Below are 15776 nucleotides of genomic sequence, written 5' to 3' on the forward strand. Positions count from 1 at the left end.
GTGGATTGCCTCCAGACTTGTCGACCTGAACGCTCTGATCCAGACCAGCCGAACTTAATTCGCGCATGCCTGTCATGATCTGGACGTGGACGAACTTGATTCGGCGATCATCAGGAATCTGCAACTGGATGCGCGGCTGACCAACCGCGAGCTGGCCAGACGTCTCGGCATCGCCCCTTCGACGTGCCTGGAACGCGTGCGCGCGCTCCGCGACCGCGGCGTGATCAAGGGCTACCACGCGGACGTGGACCTGAGCGCGCTCAACCGCCCCGTGCAGGCCTTCGTCGCCGCCCGCCTGCGCCCGATGAGCCGGGCGGTGATCGACAACTTCAAGGCGGCGATCGGCGCCCTGCCCGAGGTGACCGCGATGTACGTCGTGGCGGGCGACGACGACTTCCTCATCCACCTGGCCGTGCCGGACCTGGAACACCTGCACGCGTTCCTCATCGACCGCCTGAGCGAACGCCGCGAGGTCATCAGCTTCCGCAGTTCGGTGATCTACGAGAGCATCCGCAACCCGGTGCTCACCGAGCTGCCGGGCTGACCCGCCTCCTGGCTGCCCTTCTCGCCGAGCCCCAGTTCCCGCTCCACCTCGCGCTCCACCGCGCGCAGTTCTGGCCACCCCGTGCAGGTCGCTCTCGTCGCGCAGGCTCCGCTCGACGTCGCGCAGCCACTTGCGGAACCCGACCACCTTCGGGTTGCGCCGCACCTCCGCGGCCACGCGCCGAAGATCGTCGTGTTGTCGAGGAGGACCACCCCCTCGAACGGGTTCGCCGCGCCGTCATCGGCACGGCGCCGTCGCCGGAACCCGAACACCCCGCCCCCCGAGCACGCGCCGCTGTCCGGACCTCAGTTCCAGGACGGGAGCCACTTCTGGGCGTCCCACATCTCCGGGGTGATCGGTATGCCGTTGAGGATCGGCCAGAGCCACACGAAGTTGGCCACGACCAGGCCCAGGTACAGGGCCACGGCGAGCAGGCCGGTGCCCCGGCGCTCCTTGCCGTCCGTCCGCTTGCCCAGCACCTCGCCCAGCGCCAGCGCGATGCCCAGCACCAGGAACGGCGCCATCGGCATCGCGTAGAAGTAGTACATCTGCCGGTCGACGTTGATGAACCACGGCAGGTAGCCCGCGCCGTACCCGACCAGCACCGCCGCGTACCGCCAGTCCAGCTTGGCGATCGCCTGCCACATCGCCCACGCCAGCACCGGGAACGCCAGCCACCACATCGCGGGCGTGCCGATCAGCATGATCGCGCCCACGCAGGTCGGCCCGGCGCAGCCCTGCACGGCGCCCTCGAAGTAGTAGAGCATCGGCCGCAGGCCCATCGGCCACGTCCACGGCTTCGACTCCCAGGGGTGCGGGCTGCCCTCCGGCGTCACCAGCTTGGTGTGGAACTCCAGCACGTTGCCGCTGTAGAACCAGAGCGCCCGCAGCGGCGCCGGGATCCAGCCCTCCTCGGGGATCTTGGTGCCCGCGATGTGCCGGTCGATGGCCGTCTCGGACGCGAACCACGCCCACCACGTCGCCAGGTACGCCAGCACCGGGATGACCAGCAGCGCGAACAGCGACGGCAGCAGGTCCTTGGCGAACGAGCCCAGCCACGGCCGCTCCACGCCCGCCGCACGCCGTGCCAGCGCGCTCCACACCACCGACAGCACGCCGAAGAACGCGATGTACCACACGCCGGACCACTTCACGCCGCACGCGAGCCCGAGCGCGATCCCGCCCGCGAACCGCCACCAGCGGAAACCCAGCCACGGCCCGTACGGCGAGCTGGTCACCCAGCCCTCGCGCGTCGCCTGCGCCAACCGCGACCGCACCTGGTCCCGGTCCACCACCAGGCACGCGAACGCCACCACCACGAAGAACGTCAGGAACGCGTCCAGCATCCCCATCCGCGACTGCACGTGGCTCAGGCCGTCGGCGATCAGCAGCACGCCCGCGATCGCGCCGATCAGGTCCGACCGCGTCATCCGCCGCGCGATCCGCACCACCAGCAGGATCGTCAACGTGCCCACGGCCGCCGACGCGAACCGCCAGCCCACGCCGTCGTAGCCGAACAGCCACTCGCCGATCGCGATGAGCTGCTTGCCCAGCGGCGGGTGGACGATCAGCTCGTAGCCGGGGTTGTCCTCGTACCCGCCGTTGCGCAGCACCTGCGCGCCCTGCGGCACGTAGTGCTTCTCGTCGAAGATCGGGGTGCCCTTGTCGGTCGGGAACCCGAGGTTCCAGAACCGCACCACACCGCCGATCAGCGCCACGGTCAACGTGACGAGCCAGCCCCTCAGGGCGTCGCTCATCGGGCCGGGTTCGAGCAGGCGGGCCCGCTGTTCGCGGTCGTTGCCCGGTGGCGGGCTCGTCGGCGGTACCTCGCCGGCGTCGACCACATCGTCTGCGGACTGCGGTGCGATCAGGCTCACGCGCCCGATCGTAGGGTGAGAGGCGTGAGACCTGTATCTGGATCAGGCCGTTTGGTGCTGGCGGCTACTCCGCTCGGCGACGTCCGGGACGCTTCACCGCGCCTGGTCGAGGCGCTGGGCACGGCCGAGGTGATCGCGGCCGAGGACACCAGACGGCTCCGCTCGCTCGCTTCGGCCCTGGACGTGACCCCTTCGGGGCGGGTGGTCAGCTTCTACGACCAGGTCGAGACGGCCCGGCTGCCCGGCCTGCTGGAGGCGCTGCGCGACGGGCAGACGGTGCTGCTGGTGACCGACGCCGGCATGCCGAGCGTGTCCGACCCCGGCTACCGCCTCGTGGCGGCGTGCGTGGCGGAGGACGTGCAGGTCACGTGCCTGCCCGGCCCGTCGGCGGTGACGACCGCGCTGGCCGTGTCGGGCCTGCCCTCGGACCGCTTCTGCTTCGACGGCTTCCCGCCGCGCAAGCAGGGCGAACGCCGGCGGTGGTTCGCCGCGCTGCTGGACGAGCCCCGGACGTGCGTCTTCTTCGAATCACCCCATCGGCTGGCGGACACCCTCGCCGACGCCGTGCACGTCCTGGGCGCGGACCGCCGTGCGGCGGTGTGCCGTGAGCTGACGAAGACGTACGAGGAGGTCAAGCGGGGCGGCCTGGGTGAGCTGGCCGAGTGGGCGGCGGAGGGCGTGCGGGGCGAGATCACCGTCGTGCTGGCACCCGCCGAGGCCCGCGAGGCCCCTCCGATGGAGGCGCTGGTCGCCGAGGTGAAGCAACGCGTGGCCGCCGGCGAGCGGACCAAGACGGCGGCGGCGGAGGTCGCCGAGGCGGCGGGGGTGAGCAAGAAGGCCCTGTACGACGCCGTGATCAGCAAGGGCTGAGACGGGCCGTCAGTCGCCCGGGTGAGCTCCGGCGCACGGGCGGTCCGCACAGCCCAACCCGCGGAAAAGTGCTGGAAGGGCCTCCGTAGGCTTGGCCCATGAGTGCCTCCGTGCTGACCGCGGTGGCGTGGCCCTACGCCAACGGCCCCCGCCACATCGGTCACGTCTCCGGTTTCGGTGTCCCCTCCGACGTGTTCTCCCGCTACATGCGCATGTCGGGCAACCGGGTGCTGATGGTCTCCGGCTCGGACGAGCACGGCACGCCCATCTCGGTGCAGGCCGAGAAGGAGGGCATGTCCACCCGCGAGCTGGTGGACAAGTACCACCGCGTGATCGCGAACGACCTGCACGGCTTGGGCCTGTCCTACGACTTGTTCACGCGCACCACCACCGGCAACCACTACAAGGTGGTGCAGGAGCTGTTCCTCGCCCTCTGGCGCAACGGCTACGTCATCCCCAAGACCGAGATGGGCGCGATCAGCCCCTCCACCGGCCGCACCCTGCCCGACCGCTACATCGAGGGCACCTGCCCGATCTGCGGCTACGACGGTGCCCGCGGCGACCAGTGCGACAACTGCGGCAACCAGCTCGACCCCGTCGACCTGAAGAACCCGCGCTCGCGCATCAACGGCGAGGTGCCGAAGTTCGTCGAGACCGAGCACCTGTTCCTGGACCTGCCGCAGTTCATCGACGCGCTCGGCGGCTGGTTGCAGACCCGCACCGAGTGGCGCCCGAACGTGCTCAAGTTCAGCCAGAACCTCATCGACGACCTGCGCCCGCGCGCCATCACCCGCGACCTGGACTGGGGCATCCCGATCCCGCTCGACGGCTGGCGCGAGCAGCCGATGAAGCGCTTCTACGTGTGGTTCGACGCGGTGATCGGCTACCTCAGCGCGTCCGTCGAGTGGGCCCGCCGCAGCGGGGACGACGACGCCTGGCGGGAGTTCTGGACCGGTGACGCCCAGGGCTACTACTTCATGGGCAAGGACAACATCGTCTTCCACTCGCTGATCTGGCCGTCCCTGCTGCTCGGCCAGAACGGCCAGGGCGCGAAGGGCGGCGAGCCGGGCGCGTTCGGCACGCTGAACCTGCCCACCGAGGTCGTCAGCTCCGAGTTCCTGACCATGAGCGGCTCGAAGTTCTCCACCTCGCGCGGCACGGTGATCTACGTCACGGACTTCTTGAAGCAGTTCGGGCCGGACGCGCTGCGCTACTTCATCTCGGTCGCCGGTCCGGAGAACCAGGACACCGACTTCACCTGGGAGGAGTTCGTCCGCCGGACGAACTTCGAGCTGGCCAACGAGTGGGGCAACCTGGTCAACCGGTCGATCTCGATGGCGCACAAGAACGTGGGCGCCGTGCCGAAGCCGACCAGCCCCACCCAGGCCGACCACGAGCTGCTGGAGCTGTCCCGCAAGGCGTTCGACGTGGTGGGCGCGAACCTGCGCCGCTCCCGGTTCAAGCAGGCGGCCGGCGAGGCGATGAAGGTGGTCGGCGCGGCCAACCGCTACCTGTCCGACCAGGAGCCGTGGAAGCTCAAGGACGACCCCGAGCGCCGCGACACCGTGCTGCACACCGCGTTGCAGGTCGTGCAGGACGCCAACGCCCTGCTGACGCCGTTCCTGCCGCACTCGGCGCAGAAGGTGCACGAGGCGCTGGGAGGCACGGGCGTGTGGGCGGCCCAGCCGCAGCTGACCGACGTCACCGACCTCGACGTGCCCGACCGCGAGTACCCGGTGCTGACCGGTGACTACGCGGGCGAGCAGGCGACCTGGGCGTCCACCCCGATCGAGGTGGGCAGGCCGCTGGCCAAGCCGGCGCCGCTGTTCGCGAAGCTGGACCCCGAACTGGGTGAGACCGGCCCCGAGTGGGCCCCGATCGTCAAGTGACGCGGTGTCGGACGTGACGAGGGCACGCGGCGAACGGCCACCGGTCCCGGAACCCCTTCCGGCGCCGGTGGTCGACGCCCACACCCACCTGGACGCGTGCGGCGCGACGACACCCGACGAGGTCCGCGAGGTGGTCGACCGGGCCGTCCAGGCGGGCGTGGACCGCGTGATCACCGTCGCCGACGACCTCGCCGCCGCGCGCTGGGCCGCCGAAGCCGCGACGTGGGACGAGAGGGTGTTCGCCGCCGTCGCCCTGCACCCGACCCGCACGTCGACGTTCGGCGAGGTCGAGCAGGCCGAGCTGAGCAGGCTCGCCGAACAGCCCAGGGTCGTCGCGATCGGTGAGACGGGCCTGGACTACTACTGGGACTACGCGCCGAAAAGCGCCCAGCACGAGGCGTTCCGCTGGCACATCGACCTGGCCAAGAAGGTCGACAAGCCGCTCATGATCCACGACCGGGACGCGCACGACGACATCCTGAAGGTGCTCGACGCCGAGGGCGCGCCGTCCACAGTGGTCTTCCACTGCTTCTCCGGTGACCTCTCCTTCGCGCGCGCGTGCGTGGAACGCGGGTTCGTGCTGTCCTTCGCGGGCACCACGACGTTCCGCAACGCCCACGCCCTGCGGGAAGCCGCGCTCTGGGTGCCGGAGGACCACCTGCTCGTCGAGACGGACGCGCCGTTCCTCACGCCCCACCCGTACCGAGGTCGCCCGAACGAGCCCTATTGCGTCAACTACACGGTCCGCGATCTAGCGACTCTGCGTGAGATCGACCTGGGCGAGCTGGCTACGAAGATCACCCGAAACGCCGAACGGGTCTTCGGTCTTCGTGACGCGGCGGAGTCGTAATCCTCCTTACGACGAATGGCGGACAGACTTGCTCCCCTAACGGAGTGACTGAACTCACAAGGATTGCGGGGGTGTTGGCACAACCGCCCGGGACCCGTTACGGTCCCGTGACCGTGCCCCGAGTTGCAGTTCGGGGCGCACCCGCAGTCGGGGCGGGTCACGTTGACACCAGAAGCGATGAAGCCGAACACGCACAGGAGTTGCCGGAGATCACCAGCTGACCACCGACATCGAACGTGCGCGTCGCCGGACTTCGCGCCTTCAGGAGGTATGGCACCCCGTGAACTCGTTCAACGAGGACACCGACTGGTTTACGCCCGTGCAGGCACCGATCACCGGTGTCGACGTCCTGGACAGACCCGGGCCGCCGTCCGAATGGGACACCGCGGTGTTCACCATCACCCCGGACGACGTCCTGGAAGTGCTGGGACCTGACGCCGACGCGCTGCTCGAGAGCGCGAACGTCGACGTCGACGAGCTGATCCGGCTGATCAACGCCGAGACCACGCTCCTACCCCCGATCATCATCCCCGACGAGGTCTCCCAGGACCGGGTCGCGGGCAGCCTGGCCGCCGAGCAGCCGAGCGCCCCGCCCGCCGCACTGGTCGAAGCCGCGGGGAAGTGGAAGCGGCGCTTCCTCAAGGCCGCGGTCGCCACCGTGCTGGTGACGATCTCCGGTGGCGGTGCCACCGCGATCGCGATGGACAAGTCCGTCACGGTCGACGTCGACGGCGAAGCCAAGACCGTCCGCACCTACGAGTCCACGGTCGGCGAGATCCTCGCCGACGAGGGCATCACGATCGGCGAGCACGACGCGCTCAGCCCGTCACCCCAGGCGAAGGTCGGCGACGGCGGCAAGATCTCGCTGGACCGCGGCCGGCTGGTGAAGATGACGGTCGACGGCGAGCAGCGCGAGGGCTGGGTCCGCTCGGTCACCGTGGACGAGGCGCTGGACCAGATGCAGGTCGACGACGAGGGCGCTTGGCTCTCGCACGACCGCGGCATGGACGTCCCCCTCAGCGGCCTCTCGCTCGAGGTCAAGAGCCTCAAGACCATCACGCTCTACGACGGCGGCAACGCGCCCCGGCAGCTCCGGACCACGGCCGTGACCGTCGAGGAGCTGCTGAAGAACGAGAACCTCACGCTCGGCCCGGACGACAAGCTCGAAACGGCCGTGGACCTGCGCGTCACCAACGGCGCCGAGGTCCACATCACGCGCACCGGCGTGTCGGTGATCAACGCGACGGAGGCCATCCAGCCGCCCGTCGAGGAGGTCAAGGACGACACGATGATGAAGGGCCAGAAAGAGGTCCTGGACCCGGGCGAGGCCGGCGAGCAGATCGTCACCTACCGCGTCACCGTGAAGAACGGCGCCGAGGTCGGCCGCGAGAAGCTGGGTGCGAAGGTCACCAAGGAGCCGAAGCCGAAGAAGGTCAAGGTCGGCACCAAGCTCCCGCCGGACGGCGAGATCTGGGACCGGCTGGCCTACTGCGAGGCGACCGGCAACTGGGCCATCAACACCGGCAACGGCTACTACGGCGGCCTGCAGTTCAACAAGGGCACGTGGGACGCCTACGGCGGCGCCCAGTACGCCGCGTACCCGCACCAGGCGACCCGCGAGCAGCAGATCGCGGTGGCCACCAAGCTGCGCGACGCCCGCGGCGGCTACTCGGCGTGGCCCCACTGCCAGCAGAAGCTGGGCCTGCCGTGACATGGCGCCGCCTCCGGCGTCGCCATGGTGGTCCAGGGGCGTGCGTGACGTGGTGGAGAATGCACGGGTGACTGAGGATTCGACGTCGGCCGGTTCGGGGAGCCACCTCCTCGGGCCGGCCGACGTGCGTCGGCTGGCCGCCGAGCTGGACATCCGCCCCACCAAGAAGCTCGGGCAGAACTTCGTGCACGACCCCAACACGGTGCGGCGCATCGTGTCGGCCGCCGACCTGCGCCCGGACGACGTGGTGCTCGAAGTCGGCCCCGGGCTGGGCTCGCTGACGTTGGCGTTGCTGCCGTCCTGCCGCGCCCTGGTGGCTGTGGAGATCGACGGGGTGCTGGCCGACCGCCTCCCCGTCACGGTGGCCGACCGCGCGCCCGATCTCGCCGACCGGCTGACCGTCGTGCACGAGGACGCGATGCGCGTCACACCCGACCAGCTCCCCACCGCGCCGACCGCCCTGGTCGCGAACCTGCCGTACAACGTGGCCGTGCCCGTCGTGCTGCACCTGCTGGCCGTGCTGCCGTCGTTGCGCACGGGCCTGGTGATGGTGCAGTCCGAAGTCGCCGACCGGATGGCCGCCGGTCCCGGCAGCAAGGTCTACGGCGTGCCCAGCGTGAAGCTCGCCTGGTACGCCGACGCCCGCCGGGCCGGTCCGGTGCCGCGCTCGGTGTTCTGGCCCGTGCCGAACGTGGACTCCGCGCTGGTCGCGTTCGAGCGGCACCCACCGCTGTCCACTGTGGACCCTAAACGGCTGTTCTCCTTGGTGGACGCCGCTTTCGCGCAGCGGCGCAAGATGTTGCGCGGCGCCCTGTCCGGCTGGGCGGGTTCGGCCGCCGAGGCCCAGCGGCTGCTCGTCGCCGCGGGCGTGGACCCGGCGGTGCGCGGCGAACAACTGGCCGTCAGTGACTTCATCCGGATAGCCGAGGTCGCGTCCGCCCGGTAGTCGGTGATCTTTCGGCCGAAAGTGTGATTTGCCGGACGATCCGGTTTCAGGCTTGCGTCAGCCGGGCTCGGTCAGGTCTACTCGTGGTGCCATCCCGAGCGGCCGAGAGACCTGGCTCTACGACGCCGCAGCAACCACCCCTCCATGGGGGCAGGTGCTTCAGCCAGGACCGATGGAGGATCACGTGCCCAGGATGCGAATGCTCACCCGCCGGCGGGTCGTCGACCACGGCCGCCGGACGTCGTCCGCCTGTCGCAGCTTCTGAGCAGCCCTAGGCGCTTTCGAGTCCTCGCCGTCCCCCGTCCCGGGACACCTTTCTGAGCTGAGCCCCCGGTCACGCACGCCACGAGCGTGCGCTGCCGCATGCTGTCGTGGAGCGAAACGTGATCACTGTCGAGAACCTCACCAAGACCTTCCCCGGGAGTACCGGGCAGGTTCGCGCGCTGGACGGCGTGAACCTGGACGTCGCCGCGGGCACCGTGCTCGGCGTCGTCGGCCCCAGCGGGGCGGGCAAGTCCACCCTGGCCCGGTGCGTCGCGCTCCTGGAGCGCCCCGACAGCGGCGCCATCCGCGTCGACGGCACCGACCTCGTCTCCCTCGACGGCACCGCCCTGCGTGCCGCCCGCCGGCAGATCGGCGTGGTGCCGCAGGGCGACTCCCTGCTGCGCCAGCGCACCGCCGCGGGCAACGTCGCGCTGCCGTTGGAGGCCGCGGGCGTGGCCGGTCCGCAGCGCCGCACCCGCGTCGCCGAACTCCTCGACCTGGTCGGCCTGACCGACAAGGCGGGCTCCTACCCCGACCAGCTCTCCGGTGGCCAGCGCCAGCGGATCGCGGTCGCCCGCGCCCTGGCCGCGTCGCCGTCCGTGCTGCTGGCCGACGAGCCGACGTCCGCGCTCGACCCCGACACCACCGGCTCGGTGCTCACCGTGCTGGACCGGGCACGCGCCGAGCTGGGCGTGACCGTGCTCGTCGTCACGCACGACATGGGCGTCGTCCGCAAGATCTGCGACGACGTCGCGGTGCTGGAGGACGGCCGCGTCGTCGAGCACGGCAAGGTGCTGGACCTGGTGTCCGACGCCACCAGCCGCACGGCCTCGTCGCTGCTGCCCGCCGTGGACCAGAACCCGGCGCTGGAAGGCTCGTTCGACCGGGTCGCGGACGTCGTGCTGATCGGCTTCGCCGCCGTCGGCGCGCTGCTGCCCGAGGCGACCAGCCGGTTCGGCGTCGAGCTGAACCTGCTCGGCGGCGGCCTGACCAGGCTCGGCGAGACCCCGGTGGCGCGGTTCCGCGTCGGCCTCAAGGGTGAGCGCGCGGACTCGGCGCTGGAGTGGATCTCGGAAGCCGGCGGCTCGGTGCGACGGACCCTGTCGGGTCCGCAGGGAGTAGCTGCGTGAGGTCTGCAACACCCTGGTCCACCGTGTTCGACGACGTGCTGGTCGCCACCGGCGAGACGTTGTACATGGTGGTCGTCTCCACCCTGATCGCTGTTCTGCTCGGCGCGCCGGTCGGCATCTGGCTTCAGCTCACCGCTCCCGGTGGGCTGAAGCCCCGGCCGGTGCTCCACAAGGTCCTCGGGTTCGTCGTGGACCTGGGCCGCTCCATGCCGTTCCTGGTCCTGCTGGTGGTGCTCACCTCGCTGACCAGGTTGCTGCTCGGCAGCACCATCGGACCCACGGCGGCCATCGTGCCGCTGGCGGTCGGCGCGATCCCGTTCGTCGGCAGGCTGGTGCAGAACGTGCTGGCCGAGGTGCACGTGTCGGTGGTCGAAGCCGCCGTCACCACCGGGTCGTCCACGCTGCGGATCGTGCGCAGCGTGCTGCTGCGAGAGTCGTTGCCCGCGCTGGTCAACGCGGTCGGCGTCACCTCGATCGCCCTGCTGGGCTACTCGGCGATGGCCGGCGTGGTCGGCGGCGGCGGTTTGGGCGACCTCGCCGTGCGCATGGGCTACCAGCGCTTCAACGACCGCTACCTGTGGAGCACGGTCGTCGTGCTGGCGATCATCGCCACCCTGATCCAGTTCATCACCAACCGCGTGGCCCGCGGCGTCGACCGCCGCCGCACCGCGTCCGTCTGATCGTCTTTCTCCTCACCTAAGGAACGAAATGCGTATTCGTGCTGCCCTGCTCGCCGTGCTGCTGACCGCAGTGGGCTGCGGTAGTGGCGACACCGGGGCCGCGTCCGACCCGAACGCACCCCTCAAAGTCGGCGTGAGCCCCGTCCCGCACGCCCAGGTGCTGCGCTACGTCGCGGACAACCTGGCCGCGTCGAAGGGCCTGAAGATCGAGGTCGTGGAGTTCACCGACTACGTGCAGCCGAACGTCGCGCTCGTGGACGGCTCGCTGGACGCGAACTACTTCCAGACCGTGCCCTACCTGGACACGTTCAAGGCGGAGAGCGGCGCGTCGCTGGAGTGGATCGGCCCGGTGCACCTCGAGCCGCTCGGCGTGTACTCGAAGAAGCACAAGTCGCTGGCCGACCTGCCGTCCGGCGCCCGGGTGGCCGTGGCCAACGACGCCACCAACGAAGCCCGGGGCCTGCAGCTGCTGCAGGCCAACGGGCTGATCAAGGTGACGCCGGGCACGGAGAAGACGGCGACCATCCGGGACATCGCGGAGAACCCGCGCAACCTGGAGTTCGTCGAGCTGGAGGCCGCCCAGCTGCCGCGTTCGCTGGACGACACCGACGCGTCCGTCGTGAACGGCAACTACGCCATCGACGCGGGCCTCAAGCCGTCGACCGACGCGCTGGCCCTGGAGAAGGCCGAGGGCAACCCGAACGCGAACGGCCTGGTCACCCGTACCGAGCTGAAGGACGACCAGCGCGTCAAGGACCTGCTCGCCCTCCTCCAGTCCCAGCAGGTCAAGGACTACATCCGGGAAACCTTCGCCGGCTCCGTCCTCTCCGTCTGACCCCGGCCCAGCGCCGCCAACGGCCACGGAGCCCCTTCGACCCCGACGCGGTGCACCCACGAAGCCCTTCCTCTCCTCAGAGGGAGGGCTTCGTGTCATCCCGCACGAAACCCGGGACCAACGACGCAACAGGACGGCCCGGCGGAACGAGATCCGGACGGGACGTGGGGTCATCCTGCTGATCTGCCCGTCCGGCGAGGACGCTTTTGATCTTTTCGAGCTTCTACCCCCACCCGACCCCGCCACCAGCTACGCAGACGTCCCCGCCAAGGGGACCCCTGCTTTTATCCTTCCAGCCCACACCGACAATCCGAAGCGCCAACCCCGCGCCTGTGGACAACTGCGAACGACCGCACCTGACGTGCGTTTCACCGCAGGTCAGCGGTCAGTGGCAGCGAGCTACCCGGAAACGCCCGTACGCTTCATGGCGTGCTCGCTGTCGTCCCACCCCCGGTCACCGTCCGCGTCCCGGCCAAGGTCAACCTGCACCTGGCCGTAGGAGACCTCCGCGCGGACGGGTACCACGACCTGGTGACGATCTTCCAGGCCTTGTCGCTGACCGACGAGGTGACCGTCGCCATCGCCGAGGACCCCGGTGTCGAGGTGCACGGCGAGGGCGCCGACTCGGTGCCCACCGGCGCGTCCAACCTGGCCTGGCGGGCGGTGCGGGCGTTGGCCCAGCACGTCGGCCGCGACCCGGACGACCCGAAGGTCCGCGTCGTCATCCGCAAGTCGATCCCGGTCGCCGGGGGCATGGCGGGTGGCAGCGCGGACGCGGCGGCGACGCTGGTCGGCCTGGCCTCGCTGTGGCGGCTGGAGATCAGCCGGGACGAGCTGGCCGGTATCGCGGGCAAGATCGGCGCGGACGTGCCGTTCGCCATCTACGGCGGCACGGCGCTCGGCACGGACCGGGGTGACCGGATCGTGCCCGTGCTGTCCCGCCACACGTTCCACTGGGTGCTCGCGTTCGACCGCCGCGGCCTGTCCACGCCCGAGGTGTTCGACGAGCTCGACCGGCTGCGCGCGGACGGCGACCCGCCCCGCGTCGGTGAAGCCGAAGCCGTGCTCGAAGGCCTGTCCTCGGGCGACCCGCGCCAGCTCGCGCTGCTCCTCGGCAACGACCTGCAAGCCGCCGCCGTCTCGCTGCGCCCCAACCTCCGCCGCACGCTGCGTGCGGGCGTGAACGCGGGCGCGTTGGCCGGCATGGTGTCCGGATCGGGCCCGACCTGCGCGTTCCTCTGCACGGACGGCGACTCGGCGGTGCGCGTCGCCGCAGAACTGGCGGGTGCGGGCGTCTGCCGGACGGTGCGCGTCGCGCAAGGCCCGGTGCACGGGGCTCGCGTCGTCGGCACCGAGGAAGCACCCCGCCCGATCCCGCCCGAGGTGCACGCCTGACCCACCGCCGACCTGGGCCCGCCGTGACGTCGGGACCACCCCCGCCGTGACGCTCGACCGCCCCTGCGGCCACCCCCGCCCTCGCCCCCGTCGCACGCCGGCAACGAGTCGGCGCACGTCACCGCCACCGGAGCGGTAGCTAGGCTGGCGTACCGCGCTGTTGTCACACGGCTGCTGTCACCCGGTTTGTTGTCACACGATCTCGATGAAGGTGCTGGTAAATGGCCAACTTGGTCAACTTGGAGTCCGTCTCCAAGTCGTTCGGCGTGCGTCCGCTGCTCGACGGCGTGTCCCTCGGCGTCGGCGAAGGCGACCGCATCGGGGTCGTCGGCCTCAACGGCGGCGGCAAGACGACGTTGCTGGAAGTGCTGGCCGGGCTCGCCGAACCGGACGAGGGACGGGTCAGCCAGAACCGCGGCCTGCGCATGGCGGTGGTCACGCAGCGCACCGAACTGGCCGAGGGTTCGACGGTCCGCAACGCCGTGATCGACCCGCTCGGGTTCGACGCCGAGCACGAGTGGGCCTCCGACGCGCGGGTGCGGTCGATCCTGGACGGCCTCGGCATCACCGGGTTCGGGCTCGACTCCCCGGTGGGCACGATGTCCGGTGGCGAACGGCGGCGGGTGGCGCTGGCTGCGGCGCTCGTGCAGGACCTGGACCTGGTCGTGCTGGACGAACCGACCAACCACCTCGACGTCGAGGGCGTGCGGTGGCTCGCCGAGCACCTGCTGGCCCGTCGCACGGCACTCGTCGTGGTGACACACGACCGGTGGTTCCTGGACACGGTGTGCAGCCGCACGTGGGAGGTCGTCAACGGCAAGGTCGAGCAGTACGAGGGCGGCTACGCGGACTGGATCTTCGCCCGCGCCGAACGCGCCCGGCTGGCCGACACGATCGAGGAGAAGCGCCGCAACCTGGCCCGCAAGGAGCTGGCGTGGCTGCGCCGCGGCGCGCCCGCCCGCACGTCCAAACCCCGCTACCGCATCGACGCCGCCGAGGCGCTGATCTCCGACGTGCCGCCGCCGCGCGACTCGGTCGAGCTGCTGGCGTTCGCCAAGCGACGGCTCGGGCGCACCGTGCTGGAGCTGGAGGACGCGACGCTGACCGTGCCCGACCGGGTGCTCGTGCGCGACCTGACGTGGCGGATCGGGCCGGGTGACCGGATCGGCATCGTCGGCGTGAACGGGTCGGGCAAGACGACGCTGCTCAGGGCGTTGGCCGGTGAGCGCGAGCTGGAGACCGGCAAGCGCGTCCAGGGGCAGACGGTGAAGCTCGCGCACCTCAGCCAGGAGCTGCACGACCTGGACGGGTCGATGCGGGTGCTGGAGGCCGTCGAGGAGGTCGCGCGGCGGGTGGTGCTGGGCAAGCAGGAGATGTCGGCGTCGCAGCTGGCCGAGCGGTTCGGGTTCTCGTCGCAGAAGCAGTGGACGCCGGTGGGTGACCTGTCCGGCGGTGAGCGGCGGCGGTTGCAGCTGTGCCGGTTGCTGATGGCGGAGCCGAACGTGCTGCTGCTGGACGAGCCGACCAACGACCTGGACATCGACACGTTGCAGCAGCTGGAGGACCTGCTGGACTCGTGGCCCGGGACGCTGGTGGTGATCTCGCACGACCGCTACCTGGTGGAACGGGTGTGCGACAAGGTGGTGGCGCTGTTCGGCGACGGCGGGTTGACCGACTTGCCGGGTGGCATCGAGGAGTACCTGCGGCGGCGGGACAAGCAGAAGGAAGCCGCCGTGCCGACCGCGAAGCCGGCCGCGTCCGCCCCTTCGTCCGCGGCTGACCAGCGTGCGGCGCGCAAGGAGCTGGCCCGGTTGGAGCGGCGCCTGGAGACGTTGCAGAAGAAGGAAGCCCAGCTGCACGCGGCCCTGGCCGAGGCCGCCACCGACCCGGAACGCCTGCTGGCCCTGGACGCCGAGCTGAAGGCCGTCCTGGCCGAGGCCGAGGACGTCGAGGCCCAGTGGCTGGCCGCCGCCGAAACCGCCGAACCCTGACCCGCGAGAGTCGTACGTTCACGCCGCGAGAGTCCAACGTTCAGCGCACCTGAATTCAACGCTCAGCACACGACCGCTCGTCGTGAGCGTTGAACTCGGGGTACCTGAGCGTTGGACTCTCGCGTTCTGCGTGTTGGACTCTCGCGCTCCGAACGTACGACTCTCGCGCGCTGAGTGTTGGACTCTCGCGGGGTCAGGTGAGGAAGGTGGTGGTGCGGGTCAGGAGGGTGGTGGCGGCGGTGGGGGTGTAGGTCGGCAGGCTCGGGTCGGCGAACAGGTGGTGGTCGCCGGGGTAGAGGAACAGCGCGGCGGTCGGCGTGGACGAGATCAGGGCGCGGGCGGCGTCCAGGTCGCCCTCCTCGACGAAGAACTCGTCGCCCTCCATCGCGTGCACCTGGACCGGCACGCCGTCAGGCCACGCCGAGCCGAACTCCGACACCGGGACGCACGCGCTGTACAGCAGCGCACCCCGGGCGCCCGGGCGGGTCTGGGCCAGCATCTGCGCCGGCAGGACGCCCAGCGAGAACCCGGCGTAGAACACGTCCGACGGCAGCTCCGACGCGGCCGCGCGCCCGCGCTCGACGATCGTGCCGAACCCGACCTCCTGCGCGTACGCCGCGCCGTCTTCGAGCCGCTCGAACACGTGTCCCTCGAACAGGTCAGGCGTGTGCACGGTGTGACCGGCCTGTCTGAGCCGCTCGGCGAACTCCCGCACACCGGACGTCAACCCGTGCGCGTGGTGGAACAGCACTACCTCGGCCATCTCGCCTCCAGGTGACGATCGGAGCACGGAC

General features: G+C 70.5%; 13 protein-coding genes and 1 riboswitch. Of the genes, 11 read left to right on the forward strand and 2 right to left on the reverse strand.

The features are described from left to right. The first annotated feature begins 85 nt into the window (after positions 1-85). Positions 86-544, forward strand: coding sequence for an Lrp/AsnC family transcriptional regulator (locus B0I31_RS22080; RefSeq protein WP_106617271.1), 459 nt, complete (start codon positions 86-88; stop codon positions 542-544). A gap of 305 nt (positions 545-849) precedes the next feature. Here B0I31_RS22080 and B0I31_RS22085 read toward each other — a convergent pair whose 3' ends face one another. Further along, positions 850-2421 (reverse strand): dolichyl-phosphate-mannose--protein mannosyltransferase, encoded by a 1572-nt coding sequence (locus B0I31_RS22085; protein ID WP_106617272.1) that lies wholly within the window; start codon positions 2419-2421, stop codon positions 850-852. Between the two features lie 24 nt (positions 2422-2445). Between B0I31_RS22085 and rsmI the strand changes: the two genes are divergently transcribed. The 10 genes from rsmI (at position 2446) to B0I31_RS22135 (ending at position 14982) form a co-directional block, all read left to right on the forward strand. Next, complete coding sequence (rsmI, locus tag B0I31_RS22090) at positions 2446-3291, forward strand: 16S rRNA (cytidine(1402)-2'-O)-methyltransferase (protein ID WP_106617273.1); 846 nt, start codon at positions 2446-2448, stop codon at positions 3289-3291. Between the two features lie 98 nt (positions 3292-3389). Further along, positions 3390-5180, forward strand: coding sequence for a methionine--tRNA ligase (metG, locus tag B0I31_RS22095; protein ID WP_106617274.1), 1791 nt, complete (start codon positions 3390-3392; stop codon positions 5178-5180). Positions 5181-5193: 13 nt separating this feature from the next. Then, the gene (locus B0I31_RS22100) at positions 5194-6030 is read left to right on the forward strand and encodes a TatD family hydrolase (RefSeq protein ID WP_106617536.1); all 837 of its coding nucleotides are present in this window, start codon (positions 5194-5196) and stop codon (positions 6028-6030) included. 280 nt (positions 6031-6310) lie between these two features. Next, the gene (locus tag B0I31_RS22105) at positions 6311-7741 is read left to right on the forward strand and encodes a resuscitation-promoting factor (RefSeq protein WP_106617275.1); all 1431 of its coding nucleotides are present in this window, start codon (positions 6311-6313) and stop codon (positions 7739-7741) included. 67 nt (positions 7742-7808) lie between these two features. Further along, positions 7809-8687, forward strand: a complete 879-nt coding sequence (gene rsmA / locus B0I31_RS22110; RefSeq protein WP_245950229.1) for a 16S rRNA (adenine(1518)-N(6)/adenine(1519)-N(6))-dimethyltransferase RsmA — start codon at positions 7809-7811, stop codon at positions 8685-8687. Positions 8688-8773: 86 nt separating this feature from the next. Continuing rightward, a riboswitch (SAM riboswitch) is annotated at positions 8774-8866 on the forward strand. A 204-nt stretch (positions 8867-9070) separates the two neighbouring features. Further along, the gene (locus B0I31_RS22115) at positions 9071-10081 is read left to right on the forward strand and encodes a methionine ABC transporter ATP-binding protein (protein ID WP_106617277.1); all 1011 of its coding nucleotides are present in this window, start codon (positions 9071-9073) and stop codon (positions 10079-10081) included. Next, a complete protein-coding gene (locus tag B0I31_RS22120; RefSeq protein WP_106617278.1) occupies positions 10078-10761 on the forward strand; it encodes a methionine ABC transporter permease in 684 nt (227 codons plus the stop codon). Before B0I31_RS22115 ends, B0I31_RS22120 begins: the two co-directional genes overlap by 4 nt. 28 nt (positions 10762-10789) lie before the next feature. Next, positions 10790-11596 (forward strand): MetQ/NlpA family ABC transporter substrate-binding protein, encoded by an 807-nt coding sequence (locus B0I31_RS22125; protein WP_106617279.1) that lies wholly within the window; start codon positions 10790-10792, stop codon positions 11594-11596. A gap of 429 nt (positions 11597-12025) precedes the next feature. Next, positions 12026-12991, forward strand: coding sequence for a 4-(cytidine 5'-diphospho)-2-C-methyl-D-erythritol kinase (locus B0I31_RS22130; RefSeq protein ID WP_106617280.1), 966 nt, complete (start codon positions 12026-12028; stop codon positions 12989-12991). Positions 12992-13212: 221 nt separating this feature from the next. Then, complete coding sequence (locus B0I31_RS22135; RefSeq protein WP_106617281.1) at positions 13213-14982, forward strand: ABC-F family ATP-binding cassette domain-containing protein; 1770 nt, start codon at positions 13213-13215, stop codon at positions 14980-14982. A 193-nt stretch (positions 14983-15175) separates the two neighbouring features. Here B0I31_RS22135 and B0I31_RS22140 read toward each other — a convergent pair whose 3' ends face one another. After that, the gene (locus tag B0I31_RS22140) at positions 15176-15745 is read right to left on the reverse strand and encodes a dienelactone hydrolase family protein (protein WP_106617282.1); all 570 of its coding nucleotides are present in this window, start codon (positions 15743-15745) and stop codon (positions 15176-15178) included. Between the last annotated feature and the right edge of the window lie 31 nt (positions 15746-15776).

Origin of the sequence: Saccharothrix carnea (genome assembly GCF_003014735.1) — a bacterium.
In the GTDB taxonomy this organism is placed as follows: domain Bacteria; phylum Actinomycetota; class Actinomycetes; order Mycobacteriales; family Pseudonocardiaceae; genus Actinosynnema; species Actinosynnema carneum.